Source organism: bacterium (assembly GCA_036504735.1).
GTDB lineage: Bacteria > Electryoneota > RPQS01 > RPQS01 > RPQS01 > DASXUQ01.
The window spans coordinates 70,872-85,915 of sequence record DASXUQ010000001.1 but is presented as its reverse complement, the minus strand read 5'-3'; the positions used below and the strand labels follow the sequence as shown (position 1 = coordinate 85,915).

Annotated in this window: 12 protein-coding genes and 1 tRNA gene; 9 read left to right on the top strand and 4 right to left on the bottom strand. The window is 57.6% G+C overall.

The features are described 5' to 3' along the window. Positions 1–782 precede the first annotated feature (782 nt). Entirely contained in the window at positions 783–2,033 is a 1,251-nt protein-coding gene (locus VGL38_00370; GenBank protein HEY3293869.1) for a T9SS type A sorting domain-containing protein, read from the top strand. Between the two features lie 262 nt (positions 2,034–2,295). Here VGL38_00370 and VGL38_00365 read toward each other — a convergent pair whose 3' ends face one another. After that, positions 2,296–2,925, bottom strand: a complete 630-nt coding sequence (locus tag VGL38_00365; GenBank protein HEY3293868.1) for a thioredoxin family protein — start codon at positions 2,923–2,925, stop codon at positions 2,296–2,298. Between the two features lie 236 nt (positions 2,926–3,161). Here VGL38_00365 and VGL38_00360 point away from each other — a divergent pair, with 236 nt between their 5' ends. Continuing rightward, a complete protein-coding gene (locus VGL38_00360; protein HEY3293867.1) occupies positions 3,162–3,521 on the top strand; it encodes a VOC family protein in 360 nt (119 codons plus the stop codon). 3 nt (positions 3,522–3,524) lie between these two features. Beyond that, positions 3,525–3,902, top strand: coding sequence for a cupin domain-containing protein (locus tag VGL38_00355; protein HEY3293866.1), 378 nt, complete (start codon positions 3,525–3,527; stop codon positions 3,900–3,902). A gap of 219 nt (positions 3,903–4,121) precedes the next feature. Here the strand turns inward: VGL38_00355 and VGL38_00350 are convergent, their stop codons facing one another. Continuing rightward, on the bottom strand, positions 4,122–4,388 hold the full coding sequence (locus VGL38_00350; protein ID HEY3293865.1) for a helix-turn-helix domain-containing protein: 267 nt from the start codon (positions 4,386–4,388) through the stop codon (positions 4,122–4,124). Between the two features lie 243 nt (positions 4,389–4,631). On the opposite strand from VGL38_00350, the gene VGL38_00345 reads away from it, so the two are divergent. The 3 genes from VGL38_00345 to VGL38_00335 all read left to right on the top strand — a co-directional run bounded on the left by VGL38_00345 (position 4,632) and on the right by VGL38_00335 (position 8,172). After that, a complete protein-coding gene (locus tag VGL38_00345) occupies positions 4,632–5,015 on the top strand; it encodes a cupredoxin domain-containing protein (protein ID HEY3293864.1) in 384 nt (127 codons plus the stop codon). A 251-nt stretch (positions 5,016–5,266) separates the two neighbouring features. Further along, positions 5,267–6,676, top strand: coding sequence for a C25 family cysteine peptidase (locus VGL38_00340; protein HEY3293863.1), 1,410 nt, complete (start codon positions 5,267–5,269; stop codon positions 6,674–6,676). A gap of 11 nt (positions 6,677–6,687) precedes the next feature. Further along, positions 6,688–8,172: a C25 family cysteine peptidase gene (locus VGL38_00335; protein HEY3293862.1), complete on the top strand. Its 1,485-nt coding sequence runs from the start codon at positions 6,688–6,690 to the stop codon at positions 8,170–8,172. A 65-nt stretch (positions 8,173–8,237) separates the two neighbouring features. On the opposite strand, the gene VGL38_00330 is transcribed toward VGL38_00335, so the two are convergent. Then, entirely contained in the window at positions 8,238–9,905 is a 1,668-nt protein-coding gene (locus VGL38_00330) for a hypothetical protein (GenBank protein HEY3293861.1), read from the bottom strand. 249 nt (positions 9,906–10,154) lie between these two features. Here VGL38_00330 and VGL38_00325 point away from each other — a divergent pair. Together VGL38_00325 and VGL38_00320 are read left to right on the top strand one after the other, a co-directional pair. Continuing rightward, positions 10,155–10,226: transfer RNA gene (locus VGL38_00325), tRNA-Gln, on the top strand. Positions 10,227–10,510: 284 nt separating this feature from the next. Further along, positions 10,511–10,675 (top strand): hypothetical protein, encoded by a 165-nt coding sequence (locus VGL38_00320; protein HEY3293860.1) that lies wholly within the window; start codon positions 10,511–10,513, stop codon positions 10,673–10,675. Between the two features lie 119 nt (positions 10,676–10,794). Here the strand turns inward: VGL38_00320 and VGL38_00315 are convergent, their stop codons facing one another. Next, positions 10,795–12,246, bottom strand: coding sequence for a sigma-54 dependent transcriptional regulator (locus VGL38_00315; GenBank protein HEY3293859.1), 1,452 nt, complete (start codon positions 12,244–12,246; stop codon positions 10,795–10,797). Positions 12,247–13,139: 893 nt separating this feature from the next. Here VGL38_00315 and VGL38_00310 point away from each other — a divergent pair. Further along, positions 13,140–14,903: a T9SS type A sorting domain-containing protein gene (locus VGL38_00310; protein HEY3293858.1), complete on the top strand. Its 1,764-nt coding sequence runs from the start codon at positions 13,140–13,142 to the stop codon at positions 14,901–14,903. Positions 14,904–15,044: the final 141 nt, after the last annotated feature.

The window sequence follows — 15,044 nt, the reverse complement described above, 5'->3', positions numbered from 1 at the left end:
CCGCCTGAACGTGAACGGCTTTGTGGCCGAGAAGAAGATGCTGCTGATGAAGTAAACGCCCCGGGCGATTGTCGGAGGGGCGGATCTTAGATCCGCCCGCTGACCAAGAACCGAAGCACAAGAAAGGGCGACCCGCGCGGGGCGCCCTTTTTCTGTGTCTGCGGGATGGCGGACGGGCACCGTCCTTTGGTTGAAGACGGGCACGACATGTCGTGCCCCTACGGCAGATCCAACCATGGCAAACATTCGGCTCTTGGGGCCGCGCGCAGAATCTTTCCTTGCTACTTCAGCTATACTTCGACCACAAAACAGCGGCGAGGCATCGGCTGTTGCGCGGCTAAAACGCGAGGTTGCCGTAATGCCTCTCTTTGTGCGGGTCAGTTATAACCGCTCTATACGGTCTATTTGGGCGCGCAAAAAGTCTCGCCCTATAGGTAGTTGAGGCTGCACTGCAAACATACTGTCGGTAAAAGAGTCAGCCGCATTGTCTAACTTCAGAAAAATTGCACTTGCCGGTGCGGTTTTCGTAGTTACTATACTGACCATACTGCACTGCGTCTAAGTGTGCAGGAAATTATCAAAGGAAAATGCGCAGGAAGCCTTGGCACTTCAACTTTGATTATTTAAATTGTGCCCGTGCATAATGTAGACGTGCATCACGCGGGGCGACCCTGAATATTCTGGGTTTCATCCCGGCGCCAAAAGAGCCAAGACATTATGCGCGCACTATCCTACGCTTTTGTCAGCTTCGATAATATGTGAATCAAGGAAAGGATGAAGTCATGAACAAAGTTCTTGCTCTTTTTGTTGCGCTGACCGTCATCGCTCTGGCGGCGTTTGCTCAGTGTTCGTTCCCGTACACCCAGGTGGATATGGGTAACCTCGACGCGTGCAACTATCCGACACTGACCAATAATCCGGGTCATGGACTTTCCGGCATTGCGTGGCTTGGCCCGCAGGTTACCGGTGAAGCCGGCCCCCGTTCGACCTCGCTGCGCGAATGCTGCGCGGGTCGTGACAACATCGGCGCGCAGCTTGATCCGGGCAATGACGGCGTGGCTTTCTTCGGCGCACCCTGGACCCCGTGCTCAATGGTCTCCGTGCTGGTACAGGTCACCGGCGGTCCGAACTACGCGGAATACGCGCAGTGTGGCGGCCATCTGTATCTGAGCGCGTGGAAAGACGGCAACCTCGACGGCGACTTTGATGACGTCCTCTGCGACGGCCAGGCTCCCGAGTGGATGATTGAAGATGCGCCTGTGACCCCCGGCGTCCATTTCTTCACGTTCCGCGATCCGGGCGACTTCGATCACGGCATCTATAACGGCATTCTCCGCTTCCGTCTGACCAGCCAGCCTGTGGGCGCGTACGGCTACGGCCTTGCGGATGCGAGCTGCCCGAATCTTACCCACGGCACGTTCGGCCTCGATTTCCTCGGCGAAGTTGAAGACTACATTATCTGCGATCTGCAGTTGTCCGTGGAACTGGCTAACTTCGACGTCCGCTCCGGTAACGGCACGGTTGACCTGAACTGGGCCACCGCCGCTGAAATCCAGAACGATCATTTTGAAGTCATGCGCGACGGCGTTGCCATCGCACGTATCGCCAGCAAGGGCAATGGCCCGACCGAGCGTCAGTACAGCTACACCGACAACACCGTCAGCAACGGCACGGTCTACAGCTACACCCTCGTGGGCGTGGACGTCAATGGCGGCCGCAATGAACTGCGTACGGTCAGCGCGACGCCGGAAGCCGGCCAGGGCGCGGTAACGGACTATGTTCTCAGCCAGAACTTCCCGAACCCCTTCAACCCGACGACCTCGATCAGCTTCGACGTGAAGGAAGCCGGTTTCGTCAGCATGAAGGTCTACAACATGGTCGGCCAGGAAGTCGCCACGCTGGCGCACGGCACGATGGCCCAGGGCCGTCACACCGTCAGCTTTGACGCCACCAACCTGCCTTCCGGTCTGTACATCTATCGCATGGAAGCTGCAAACTTCTCCGCCACGAAGAAGATGCTGCTGATGAAGTAACCTTTCCGAATCTGTAGGGGCGGATTGCATCCGCCCGTTGCACAAAGGATAGAGAAAAACAAAAGGGCGATCCGCGAGGGTCGCCCTTTTTCTGTGGCTGTGGGATGGCAGACGGGCACGACATGTCCGGCGAAGCCGAGATCTCGCTCGGCGGATCGTGTCCCTACGGCCGATTCCGTGCCTCACGTCTTGGGACTGCGCGGTACCCCCGCGCTGTCCCCCCGCCGAAGGCGGCCTTGGGATCCAACGCACGGCGTTGGGGTCAAGGGGTCGCCCCTTGCCATTTGATGGTACAGCCAAATGGCGTCGTCACCGGGTTCGCAATAGCTTTGGAATTGCCGCTGAGAGCAGCATCCAGCGCCATCTTCAGGTCGTGCTTGCGCACCATCTTCTCTTCGGTGTTGTCATCAATCTGGCCGCGGTAGACCAGCCTGTGGTCCGGGCCGAATACAAACACTTCCGGAGTGCGCGTGGCACCGAAGGCGCGCGCCGTGCTCTGGGTTTCGTCGATCAGATAGGGGAACGGGTAACTCTGTTGGGCCGCCTGCTGTTTCATCTCTGCCGCGTTGCCGCCTGTCGCATTGGGATTGATCAGCACAAACTGCACACCCTGCGGGCCGTAGGTATTCTGCAAAGCAATCAGCCGGGACTGATAGGCCTGGCCGTAGGTACAATGGCTGTCCATAAACACAACGACAACCGCGCGCTTGCCCGAGAAGCCGTCCGAAGACACCGCCTGCCCGCTGCTGCCGGTCAGGGAAAAGGATGGCATGGCCGCGCCTGCGCCCAGTTCCGCGGCGGAAGTCTTAAGCCATGTCATCAGCAGGAAAATTCCCCCCAAAACCGCCAGACGCGCGGCCTGCGGGGCGAAATGTGGTTTGGAGTGCTCCATATCCCGCTTTCCTTGTTATGTGGGTCTACAGAGCTTACGATAGCGGTGTCTGTTCAGTTCCCTTGGGGCACAACGACAGAAAAAACCTTGACATTTTGCAGGAAATACGCTACTGTTCACACGACCGCCATTTTCAGCGCTCCACCCTACTGCACGGCCACCGGCGGAAACCCTTTGCTATCGCAAGCAGGCAACCACCGGGATCACAGCATCCCGGCAAATTGTGGGTATCAGCCATGTATACTTTTGCACACGTTGAACTTCCCGTACGTGATCTGCGCCAGGCCAGCGCCTTCTACGGCGCGCTGTTCCAGTGGAAATTCCAGCCCTTTTATGGGGATGATTATCTGATGATTTGTGCTCCAGACGGTCAGGAGATCGGCGGACTCACCCGGGTCGATGAGGTCCCCTACATCAATGGCTTCTGGAACTATGTGGAAGTTGCTGACATTGAAAAGACATTGGACCTCGTGCAGCGTCTCGGCGGCAAGATTGTGCGCCCCAAAGGGGAATTGCCGGATCACTATGGATCTTATGCCGTGCTGCAATCGCCCGATGGCTACAATCTCGGAATCTGGTGCAAGGCGGCAGCATAACCCATGCTGATTCAGCGGCTCGCAGAGCTTCCCGAATTCATCGCCGGTGACCACACTCGGTTAAGAGAGATGCTGCATCCGCACAAGCAGCCTTTGCCGCTCAGCTACAGCCTGGCTCATGCCACGCTCGCCTGCGGCCACTGGTCATCGCTGCACGTGCTGGCATCCAGTGAAGTGTATTACATTCTGCAAGGCGCGGGACGGGTGGAAATCGATGGGGAGCAGCGCGATGTGCTCCCCGGTGATACCATCTACATTCCGCCGCGGAGCGCGCAAAGAATCTTCAGCATCGGCCCTGCCGATCTGGAGTTTCTCTGCATCGTCGACCCGCCTTGGCGCGCCGAAGACGAGACGGTGCTCGAAGACAAAAATAGGAAATGAGAAATAGGAAATAGGAAAGCAGAAGCCGCCATGACGTCATCGCCGAGCCGGGTGTAGGGGCCGGTCTTAGACCGGCCCGCAACAATGACCACATCCACAACCCATCGCGTTTTCTATTTCACCTTTCCTATTTCCTGCCCGGGGGCAAAACAAAAGGGCATTCCCTTTCGGAAATACCCTTTTTGTGCGCGGGCTATGCCCACGAAGAACTCTTGAGAACTACGGGCGCGAAGCTGCCTTGACTGAACCCCGCTTGCTACGACGGCCGTCGGCAGGCGCAGCGGGTTTATTCTTAGGCTCCGTGCTGGGTTCAGCGGTCGCTTCGACCATGTTCTTCGCAACCCACTCTTGAAGTGCTTCCTGCGTGAACTTGATCTGACCACCAAGCCGGAAGTGGGGCACGCCCCACCTCTTGTAACCGTTGCGGAGGGCTGCAGGGGTCTTTCCCAAGAACTTCGCAGCCTGCTGAATGTTCAGGATCACCATGGCTACATCGTCCTTTCACTGAATGATTTCTTGCTCGCCGTTCTGAGCAGTCTTTCCGAACTCATACTGGCTGCATTCTGATAACATACGGGACAGCGGAAAAGTTCCCGTTTTGCTAATGATACGAATTCCTCTGATTAATGTCAATAATTTTCTGCAAAACGATGGATCAACCGAGGCAATTTGCAACACAATGCTCTCGTTTCCTCGGCTATTCGTGGCGCGGCAAAGTGAGGTGGCTCCGTGCTGACTCTTCCAAATGGCGATAATCCATGGGTTTTACTGGTCGAAATTGCGATTGCCGCGTTTATTCTGTGGCTTCTCTTCTTCCGCAAGAAATTCAGTTATGGTGCTGATAAACGTGGACTTCAACGTATTGAGATTCGGCTGGCCGGGCGAATGGCTCCCGCCGAAGTCACCGTTTCGGCAGGCCTTCCTGCACAACTGCTTATCCACCGCTATGACAAGGAGCCCGAAGAAGAGTTGTTTGAAATCGAAGAGCTTGGTATCTATGAACTTCTTCCTGCCCTCTATACAACAGTTATCGCATTTAACCCTGAAAAACGGGGAAGGTTTCCGATGATCTTAGGCGGCGAACGAAAAGCTGGGACGATGATCGTCGAATGAAGGACGCCCCTTGCTCACTAACAGGAGGGATGAAGAAAGAAGAAAAAGTCACGGATGGAGAGGCATGCCTCCTGAAAAGTGTTCTTGACTTTATCCGCAGATTAGTATAAATTGTTGTCCTTCCGCTTAAACATTACCTAAAGGAGGGTTCGCCCCACTCGTTGTTAAGTTTTGCCCCGAGCTTCCGGCACCATGCCGGAGCTTGATTGTCGACTGACGAAGACAGTAGAACTTCTGACAACGAGGGTAAAATGCGAACCTTTTTTGCGAGCATCTCGGTAACGGTGCTCATCCTGTGTACCGTGGGCCAAGCCGGTGCGGACCTGCACGACCCCGCCCAAGCCGCCGACTACCTGATCATTGCCCCGGCGGACCTTCTGCAAAGTTATCCCTGGATCCAGCAGCTTGCGGCATGGCGCAGCCAGCATGGCCGCACGGCCATGATCGTCGCCGCGGACAGCATCTGGACCGAATTCGGGAACGGCCTTCCTTCAGATACCACTCTGAAGGATTTTTTGTTTTATGTCTATGATCACTGGAGCGCCCCGCACCTGCGAGACGTTTTCATCATCGGCTGGCACGATCTGGTGCCCAGCCACATTGACAGCACCGGCGGCGCGGCTGCACTGACGGATTACTACTATGCCGTGCGTGAAAACTCGCCCATGCTGCCGCTGTTCTCCGTGGGCCGCCTGCCGTGGAGCCCGTCGCAGACGCCGCAACTCTATGACTACTACAGCAAGGTTGTGGCTTACGAGTCCCAACCTGAAGCTCCGTGGCAGACCCGCCTGCAACTCATCGCCGATTTTCGGGACCAGGCTTTCAACTTCGAGGATGCGTCGGAAGGCACTATTGTCAATCTGAACTCCAGCATCACCGTAACCCGCGACTATTGTGACCATCCACAGGGCGATCCGTGGCATGGGGACAGTTCCGGCATCATGCAGCATCTGAATGACGGCAGTCTGATCGTTGCGCCCTTCAGCCGGGCGGACTTCGGAACGTGGGGCTCCGGGCTGCATTTGACGCCCCAAAACCTCCGCACGCTATCCAACGGTGCCCGGCTGCCCATTGTACTGGGGATTGAACTCGATGTGAACGTGAATGACTTCGCGGTGAGCGGCATTCCGCGCGCCTTGCTGGAAAATCCCGACGGCGGAGCCATTGCCTATTTCGGAATGAGCAATTTCTGCTTCGTTATGACAACGGTGATGTACCGCCAGAGTTTCTTTCAAGTGGCCGCGGCGGACACACCAAGAGTACTGGGAGACGTGTGGCGGTATGCAGCGGCGATAAGCCCTTCTCCCGATATACACGCCATGTGGGAAATGCTGCTCGGCGATCCCGGCCTGCGCCTTCCCGCCATCCACGCGGACACGAAGGATTTCGCCCCCCAGCCTTCATCCCTCAGCCTTTCCTGCTACCCGAACCCTTTCAACCCGTCAACGCAAATCCAATTCGAACTGAACCGGACCGAACACGTGAAGCTCGAAGTCATGAATGTGCTGGGCCAGCATGTGGCCACCCTTGTGGATGCACCGCAGATCGCCGGCAGCCACACCGTCACCTGGAGTGGCGCCGATCATCCTTCGGGCCTGTACTTTGCGGTGCTCGAAGCCGGTTCGGTCCGTCACGTTACGAAAATGATGCTCCTCAAATGAGATCCCCGCACATGACCTATAAATCCGCACTCCTCCTGCTTGCCCTGCTGCTCTGCTCGACCTCCTTAGCCAACTTGCACGATACCGCCAACCGCGCCGATTATCTGATCATTTCCACGCGTGACGTTCTGCAAAACAATTCCTGGATCCACGATCTGGCCAACTGGCGTAATCAAAATGGCCGCACCGTGGGCGTGATCTCCACCGACAGTATTGCGGCAGAATTCGACACCGGGACTTCCGCCGATTCCACTCTGAAGAATTTTCTCTGGTATGCCTACCGCAACTGGCAGCAACCCCGGCTGCGGGACGTCTTCATCATCGGCTTCCACAATGTGGTTCCTTCGCATGTGGAAGATGATTCCAGCTTCTGGGCGGATTCCACCGGAGAGCATTGGTACCACCAGTATTACATCTCCGATTACTTCTACGTTACCGATCCCGATTCGAACAATCATCTGCCCCTGTTCACGGTTGGCCGTCTGCCGTGGGATCCCGATTCCGGCGCACTCTGGAACTACTATTCCAAAATCACCGCTTACGAAACTCCGTCCAGTGAAGACTGGCAGCGGCGGGTGCACATCATCGCTGATTACTCGGATCCCTATTTCAGCTTCTGGCAGGATCATGGTCAGCCCATCGCCGATGAGGTCGGTGCGGGCTACACCATCGAGCGCGACTGTCCCGACGTTCCGCCGCAGGACCCGTGGTACGGCAGCCGCGAGGACATTATCGCCCACATGAACGCCGGAAGCTACCTGTTGACGTACGTCGGCCACGGAGGCTTTGGCGTCTGGTCGGCAAGAATGATGCTCCTGGCCGAAACATTCGATTCACTGGCCAATGGCCACCGCCTGCCAATTCTTGCCGGCTATTCCTATGATGTCGAACGGTACTCCGGCATCTATAGGGCGGGTACGATTGCCACCTCGCTGCTTTCTAATCCCGACGGTGGGGCCATCGCCTGCATCGGTGTCTCCAGTTGGATGTGGGCCAATGCCGGTCTCCAACTTCGCCGTATCAATGCCCGTTTGGCAACCTCCGACTCCGTGCAAACGCTGAGTGACATTTGGCGGATGAGTCTCGATGAATTTGTGCGCGCCAATCCCAATGGCTTCGATGCAAACCGCGCTGTCCAGCAAACCACCTTCGGCTCTATGTTGCTTGGCGACCCCGGCCTGCGCCTTCCTGTGCACCCGGCAGCGGCAAAGGAATCTCATGTGAGCCCTTATCCCTTAGTCCTTAGCCTTTCGAATGCGCCCAATCCCTTCAACCCCAGCACGCAGATTCAGTTCGAGTTGAACCAGGCCGCGCATATCAAGCTTGAAGTGCTGAACATCCTTGGCCAGCATGTGGATACACTGCTCGATGAGACCGAAACGGCCGGCGCGCACACCGTCACGTGGAACGCCAACGCCCATCCCTCCGGTCTGTATTTTGCGGTGCTGCAAACCGGCAGCCTGCGTCAGGTCAAGAAGATGATGCTGCTCAAATAGGAAAACCCGCACAAAAAAAGGGACGCACCGTCACAGGGCGTCCCTTTTTATTTTCGTAAAGTCATTCAGGCCTGCACGGCAGCCTTTACCAGTGGCAGAGACAGTGTCAGCGATGCGGTCATTCCATCTTCACCGAAGGTCAACTCTCCCCCCAGCACTCGCGCGGCCTCGCGGGCAAACAGCAATTCGGGAATCGGCGCGTGGCTGTGCGTAGGAACTCCACCATCATTCCAACCCACGGGCACTGATGTATTGCCTTCATAAGTGAGTGTCAGTGTCAGAGTATCCTCGGTCGTGGTGAGGGTCCAGGCCGGTGTGCCGCCGCTCATCACCATCCGCGCATGTTCGGCCATGCCGTCCAGCATGACTTCCACCGTGCCGACATCCACCCGCGCGGGACAGGATATTCCGGGCAAGGCAAGCTGCGCCGGGCCGTCCCCGAAGAAGTTCGCGCGGTCGCGCTCGACATATTGCTTGAGATAGTGATTCAAATCCAGCGGAGTGGACGCTCGCCGCGCCGTGCCGCAAATGGCCGAGAGCCGCCGGGTCAGCCGCGCCGCGTTGCGCGCGGCGCGCTCAATCGCGTGAATATCATTCAGCGCCGCGTGGCTGTCTCCGATCTCCGCCACGGCAAGGGACGAGTGGCCCAGCACTCCGGTCAGCAGATTGCCGAATTCCTCGGACAGTCCTGCCGCCAGGGCGCGCAGACTGTCAGGCTTGTTTTCTGCCGACGCGGCCTGCGGCTCGGCAACCACGCGCGAGCGCCACGCGTCCGAAGCTCGCAGCAGCGGTACCGCATGCTGGCACATGGCTGCCAAAGTGGCATACTGTTCGACCGACAGCGGCTTGTCCTGCTCCGGGAAAAACAGTTGCAGCGCGCCATACAGCCCGCTGGCATCGTCCAGAGGAAGTGCCCAGATGCAGTTGTAACCGTATTCGCGGGCCAGCGGTGCCCATTTGGCAAAATCCTCGCGTTCCGGCAGATGGTCGAACTTGGTGGCGCAGCCATTCTGCACCGCAATCCCCGCTGGACCTTCCCCGGCTTCCAACTCAAAGGCATCCGCGCCGATGGCAAAACGGTGGAAATCCGGTGCGGCGTGATGGGCCGTGAAATGGAAGCCGTTCTTCGCCGGGGAAAAGGCCGCGAGGGTCGCGAACATCGCGCCAGAGGTCTCGGTTGCCAACCGGCAAAGATCCTCGCGGAAGGCCTGCGGATCACGCTCGAACGCTTGCAACAGGTTGCTGATGGCGTCATCGTGCCCGGCAATCCTGCCTTCCAGCCGTTTCTTCAGGCCGCCGATCTCATCGTTCTGCCGTTCACACATCGCCTTCAGTTCCCGCAGCCGCCGTTCGCGGTCCAGAAGCGCCATGCGGATCACGGTCTCCTGGGTCGTATCGATCCCCTGAACCACATACCCGGAGAGCTTATCGCCCTCGGTCAGCGGATGAAACACCCACGTGAGGGTAAAGGGCCGGCCCGCGCTGCCGTAGTCGGCGGCCTGCACGAGTTGTCGCTGTTTGCCTTCGGCCAGGGATGCCAGTGCAAAGCAGAAGGAGGTGCGCGGCTCGTCACCGCCGGGAAGCAGCTCGAGGAAGGGCTTGCCCAGAATTGCGTTGCGTAGCAGATCTGGCCTCCCCGTGCGGCCCAGGAGGTCATCCCAATTCTCTCCGGCGGATTGAATGGAGCCCTCCGGATCGAGGAGACAGGCCACACCGTGGAACAGTCCTAACATACTGTCCAGACGCAAGTTACCATCAGCGGAGCGTGAGGATCGTGGGACTTCAAGAATGGGCGGCACCGTGGCACTCCCTAAACTTGTTTATAACATGCTGTTTTTTTCTATGGTTCACATGGAATTCCAGAGCAAATTACTGGCCAGTGTTGGTACTTGACAGGCTTGCGCGGCGTGAGAAATATCCGTATATTTGCCTCGCCTTCGACGAGTGGGTGTTTTTTCACAAGTAGCCCATCGTCATTCCCTTGGGGGATCGTCTAATTGGCAGGACATCAGACTCTGGATCTGAGAGTCGGGGTTCGAGTCCCTGTCCCCCAGCAAGGCAATCTGCAAAGCCCGCTCCGCATTCGAGAGCGGGCTTTTTCTGTGGCCGTCAACTCAGGTTCCGGGAAGAAGCAGAGCATAGCGATGTTTGCCGGAGAACTGATCAGAAATCTTTTTTGCAAGCGGAGCCGATTGTCCGTTTTGCTGTTGCGCTGAAACAAATAAGCTGTATATTGGAGTAGAACAGATGTGAACCAGTCCGTGATGGTAATGGGATAGGCTGCGATTTAGTAAGTATGATTTGTAATGAACAATCTAATCGGCGAGGATGGTGACTTATGCAGCGAGCAAACCTCTTCTGGGAATTTCTGGAAGTGATCCCCGCGATCCCCGTGGTGCTTTATCATGTGACCAAGGAGCTGATCGAGGACGGGATCAAGTTCTTTGTGCGGCCTTCCGAAGTGGAGTGGCCCGAACCCTCATCGGCGAATAAGATCGTCTGAAGCAAAGGCTGAAACGCGGAAAGAAGGTCTCCCTTTTTCGGCTGATGGCTTTCTGTTCTCTGCGTTCTCGATGATATGGACGTGCAGCGGGCGAACCTTTCGAGGTTCGCCCGCTTTGTTTATTCGGACCGTTCGGCTTCTTCGCGGATACCGAACTTTTTGAGGCGGTAGCGGAGTGTTTCGCGCGTCATGCGCAGGAAACGCGCGGCGGCGGACGCATTGTTGTTGCAATGGCGCATGGCAATACGGATGAGTTGCTGCTCGACCTCCTCGAAATTCACGCCGTGCTGCGGAATTTTAATCTCGAGGCCATCCCCGTTGCCATTGGTGGCAGCGACGGGCGGCGGTTCGATGGCCGAAACGGTTGGCTGAACCGGAAGCACGGGGGCCGGTTTGTAGCGTACTTTGATGGCCAGATCCTGCGGACGGATCTCATTGGCCGCGCTGATCAACACCGCGCGTTCGATGGCATTGCGCAATTCCCGAATATTGCCCGGCCAGTCATAGGCAAGCAGCACCTGCTGTGCATCGGGCGAGATGCCGTCCATGGTCTTGCCGAACTCTTTGTTGAAGTGCCGCACGAAGTGCTCGGCGATTTCGATAATGTCCCGGCCCCGCTCCCGCAACGGCGGGAGGTGAATGGTAAACACATTCAGGCGGTAATAGAGATCACGGCGGAACATGCCGACGGCCATGCGCTCGTGCAGATCGGCATTGGTGGCGGCGATCAGGCGGAACTGTACATTCAGCGTCTGGGTGCCGCCGAGGCGGCGGAAACTGCGCTCTTCGATTACCTTCAGCAGTTTGACCTGCAAATTGGGCGGCATGTCTCCCATTTCATCGAGGAAGAAGGTTCCGGCGGAGGCCACTTCGAACAGGCCCCGTTTGCGCGCCTTGGCATCGGTGAACGCGCCTTTTTCGAAACCGAAGAGTTCGGCTTCGAGCAGGTTCTCCGGCATGGCGGCGCAGTTGACCTCGACAAACGGCTCCTTGGCATTGGAACTGGCAAGGTGAATGGCATGGGCAATGAGTTCCTTGCCGGTGCCGGAATCTCCGGTGAGCAGCACGGTGGCAAAGGGCACGGTGGCCACCTTGCGGGCGGTGTTGATGACATCCTGCATGCACCCGCAGGAGCCGATAAGGCGGTCAAACCCGAAGGTGGCCTTGGTGGTCTCGGTGACCCGCTCCAGTTCGGTATCTTTGCGGGCAAAGGTCAACGCGCGCTCAATCAGGAGCGAGAGCTTTTCGAGGTTGAGCGGTTTGCCCAGATAATCGAACGCACCCTGCTTCATGGCTTCCACGGCCTTTTCAGGAGAGGCCTGACCGCTGATAATCAGCACCGGATGGCGGGCCTGCACATCATGCATGAACCGCAGGACATCCACACCGTCATATTTCCCCGGCAGACCGACATCGATGATCGAGAGATCGGGCAGCACCGTGGTAAACTGCGCCAGCCCGGACTCCCCGTCATTGGCTTCAATCACTTCGTAATCATGCTCTTCGAGGGCAAAGCGGATCAGCCGGCGGATATCGGCATCATCATCGATAACAAGAATCGTCCCGGGCATATGGACCACCTGCATTTGAATAAATAGAAGGTCTCATTTATCTTATCGGCTCTTTTCGCCCAGAAGTTGAGCCATTTGAACCACCAACGCAGGGCGTTGGACCCGGGGCCGGCTTCGCCGGGGGGACAGCGCGGGAATACCGCGCGGTCCCAAGACGTATCCCTAGCGGCGGCCTCTGGTCCGGCGGAGCGAGATCTCGCCTTCAGCGGACCGTCAGCCCGGAGGGCAGCACGCACCGGGGAATCCGGTACGACGGAGCGTGCCGGTTAGTTCGATGGGAGGGAAGTAGCGCGAAGGGGTCTCTTAACAGAAAAATGTTTTTGTACCGAACGAACCCCGTTACCTTAGGAAAATGCTGAAAATCTGATAGGTCCGCAGAGCGAGATCTCGCCCGAAGGGCGGACTGAAAGGCTGAAAAAATGGCAAAAACAGGGTGATTTCCTAAGCGTTTTATTCTTGGTAGCGTGGCAGACCTCTATCCCCCTTTGTATGTGCCCTCAGACCCCCATCCCCCACCCCTTTCCCCATGAAATAGGGAAAGGGGAGAAACCTGAGCCTCGCCGCCTGCTGCTCGAACTCGGACGCGGCCTTGCGCACCCCCCTTGATCCCCACGTAAAGGGGGGACGTAATGTATGAACAAATGTTCCGAAAAACAAGGGGGTGGGGGAGCGTAGAATAGGGGGTTAGGAAATGGAGGTGCGGGGGTGGAGGGATGGCCTCGGGAACGGCGGTGTGGGAGGATATTCGGGCGGGAAGGGGATTTTGGGGAATTTTTGAAAAATTAGAGAACAAAACTTGATTTTTTGGTGGGAAGTGCCGTAAATTGAACCGCGAAGATTTCGCAGCTTTGAGTGAGAACGTTTACTGCAACTTAAGCACGGAGGGAAAGAACATGAGACAGCTACTTGCTATTGCGGCGGCCTTGATTTGCGTCGGCCAGATGTTTGCGCAGCCTCAGCCCGACACGTTGTGGACCCGCACGTATGGAGGCAACCAGTGGGATATTGCCCAATCGGTTCAGCAAACTTTGGACGGTGGCTACGTGCTTGCGGGGTACAGCGACAGTTATGGAGCGGGCGATCTTGATTTCTATGTAGTCAAGACGGATTCTCAGGGAACCGCACTCTGGTCTCACCATTACGGAGGAGACAACGACGAGCTGGGCTACGATATTCAGCAGACGCCTGACAGCGGATTTGTGGTGGTGGGAAGCAGTACTCCCTGGGGAGGGCACAGTGATGTGTCTCTGGTGAAAACGAATTCGCAGGGCGTCGTAAGCTGGACGCGTTCATATGGCGGGAGCGGTGACGACTATGCTGTGGCTCTTGAGCGGACAGCGGACAGTGGCTTTGTGATGGCGGGCCACACCACATCCTTCGGCACGGGGCTGGGGAATATGTATGTGGTGAAGACAAACGCGAACGGCGATACTCTGTGGACCCGCAGCTTTGGTGGAGGCGGCAATGACGGCGCCAGTTCCATTCAGCAGACGGCGGACGGCGGCTATGTGATCGCGGGGTTTACCCTGTCCTTCGGCGCAGGCTTCAGGGACATTTATGTGGTGAAGACCGACGGCGCGGGGGATACTCTCTGGACCCGGACCTATGGCGGACGGCAGGACGACAATGCCTATTCTATCCGGCAGACGGCGGACGGCGGCTATGTGATCGCGGGCTCCACCGAATCTTACGGAGCAGGTTACACAGATGTCTATGTGGTGAAGACGGATAGTGAGGGGGATACCCTCTGGACCCGGGTCTTTGGCAGCACTCAACCGGATGCCGCCTACTCGGTGCGGGAAACTCCGGACGGGGGCTATGTGGTTGCGGGATATACCTGGATCTCCATGGCGACGGCGCGGGATTTTTGTGTGGTGAAGCTGAACGGACAGGGGCAGACCGTGTGGACCCGCACCTATGGCGGCAACGGCTCGGAGGAGGCTAATTGCCTGCGGATGACGGCAGACGGCGGCTATGTGGTTGCGGGGTTCACAACATCCCGTGGCGCCGGCGGGGATGATTTTTACCTTGTGAAGACCGGGCCGGATGCGGTGGTCACTGTTCCCCATATCTCGGTCACGCCTGCGCTGCTCAACTTCGGCGAGACGGTTGTGGGAGACAGCGTGATATTGCCGCTGCGGATCTCGAGCACAGGAAACGGCAATTTGACGGTGGACCGCATCACTCTTCCGGCGGATTTCCATGCGGACTTCGGCACGGCGCAGGTTTTGGAGCCGGGCGATTCGGTGGTTGTTCGGGTGAGGTTTGTTCCGACGGCGGCACGGGAGTATGCAGACACCCTGTATGTGCATAGCGACGCGGCGGACAGCGTGGTAGCGGTGCGGTTACAGGGAACGGCGCAACCCAACCGGGCAGGCCAAGCGGCGCTGAGGCCGGCGGCTTATGGGCTTAGGGCCTATCCCAATCCCTTCAATCCGGCGGCCCAGATTGCGTATACGCTGCCGCACGCGGGTCACGTGTCGGTGACGGTGAGCAATCTTCTCGGTCAGGAGTTGACGGCACTGGTGGATGAGATGCAGGCGGCCGGAACGCACACGATTCAGTTCGACGGTGCGGCCTTGCCTGCGGGAGTCTATCTCTGCCGTTTGGAGGCCAGAGCATTTGTGCGGACGACGAAGCTGGTGCTGCTGAAGTAACCACCTTGTCACGCGGGAATTAAGCGGAAACAGGCTGCGAAGAGTATTTCGCAGCCTGTTTGATTAATGACCCCGTCAAACCTTGACTTCCGGTAGAATAAGCCGTAGATTGATACGTCCACGCGTCGCGCACACGCACGG

Excerpts from the sequence above, each read along its gene's own strand:
- VGL38_00370 (HEY3293869.1), top strand. The coding sequence starts at position 783 with ATGAACAAAGTTCTTGCTCTTTTTGTTGCGCTGACCGTCATCGCTCTG.
- VGL38_00365 (HEY3293868.1), bottom strand. The coding sequence starts at position 2,925 with ATGGAGCACTCCAAACCACATTTCGCCCCGCAGGCCGCGCGTCTGGCG.
- VGL38_00360 (HEY3293867.1), top strand. The coding sequence starts at position 3,162 with ATGTATACTTTTGCACACGTTGAACTTCCCGTACGTGATCTGCGCCAG.
- VGL38_00355 (HEY3293866.1), top strand. The coding sequence starts at position 3,525 with ATGCTGATTCAGCGGCTCGCAGAGCTTCCCGAATTCATCGCCGGTGAC.
- VGL38_00350 (HEY3293865.1), bottom strand. The coding sequence starts at position 4,388 with ATGGTGATCCTGAACATTCAGCAGGCTGCGAAGTTCTTGGGAAAGACC.
- VGL38_00340 (HEY3293863.1), top strand. The coding sequence starts at position 5,267 with ATGCGAACCTTTTTTGCGAGCATCTCGGTAACGGTGCTCATCCTGTGT.
- VGL38_00335 (HEY3293862.1), top strand. The coding sequence starts at position 6,688 with ATGACCTATAAATCCGCACTCCTCCTGCTTGCCCTGCTGCTCTGCTCG.
- VGL38_00330 (HEY3293861.1), bottom strand. The coding sequence starts at position 9,905 with ATGTTAGGACTGTTCCACGGTGTGGCCTGTCTCCTCGATCCGGAGGGC.
- VGL38_00320 (HEY3293860.1), top strand. The coding sequence starts at position 10,511 with ATGCAGCGAGCAAACCTCTTCTGGGAATTTCTGGAAGTGATCCCCGCG.
- VGL38_00315 (HEY3293859.1), bottom strand. The coding sequence starts at position 12,246 with ATGCCCGGGACGATTCTTGTTATCGATGATGATGCCGATATCCGCCGG.
- VGL38_00310 (HEY3293858.1), top strand. The coding sequence starts at position 13,140 with ATGAGACAGCTACTTGCTATTGCGGCGGCCTTGATTTGCGTCGGCCAG.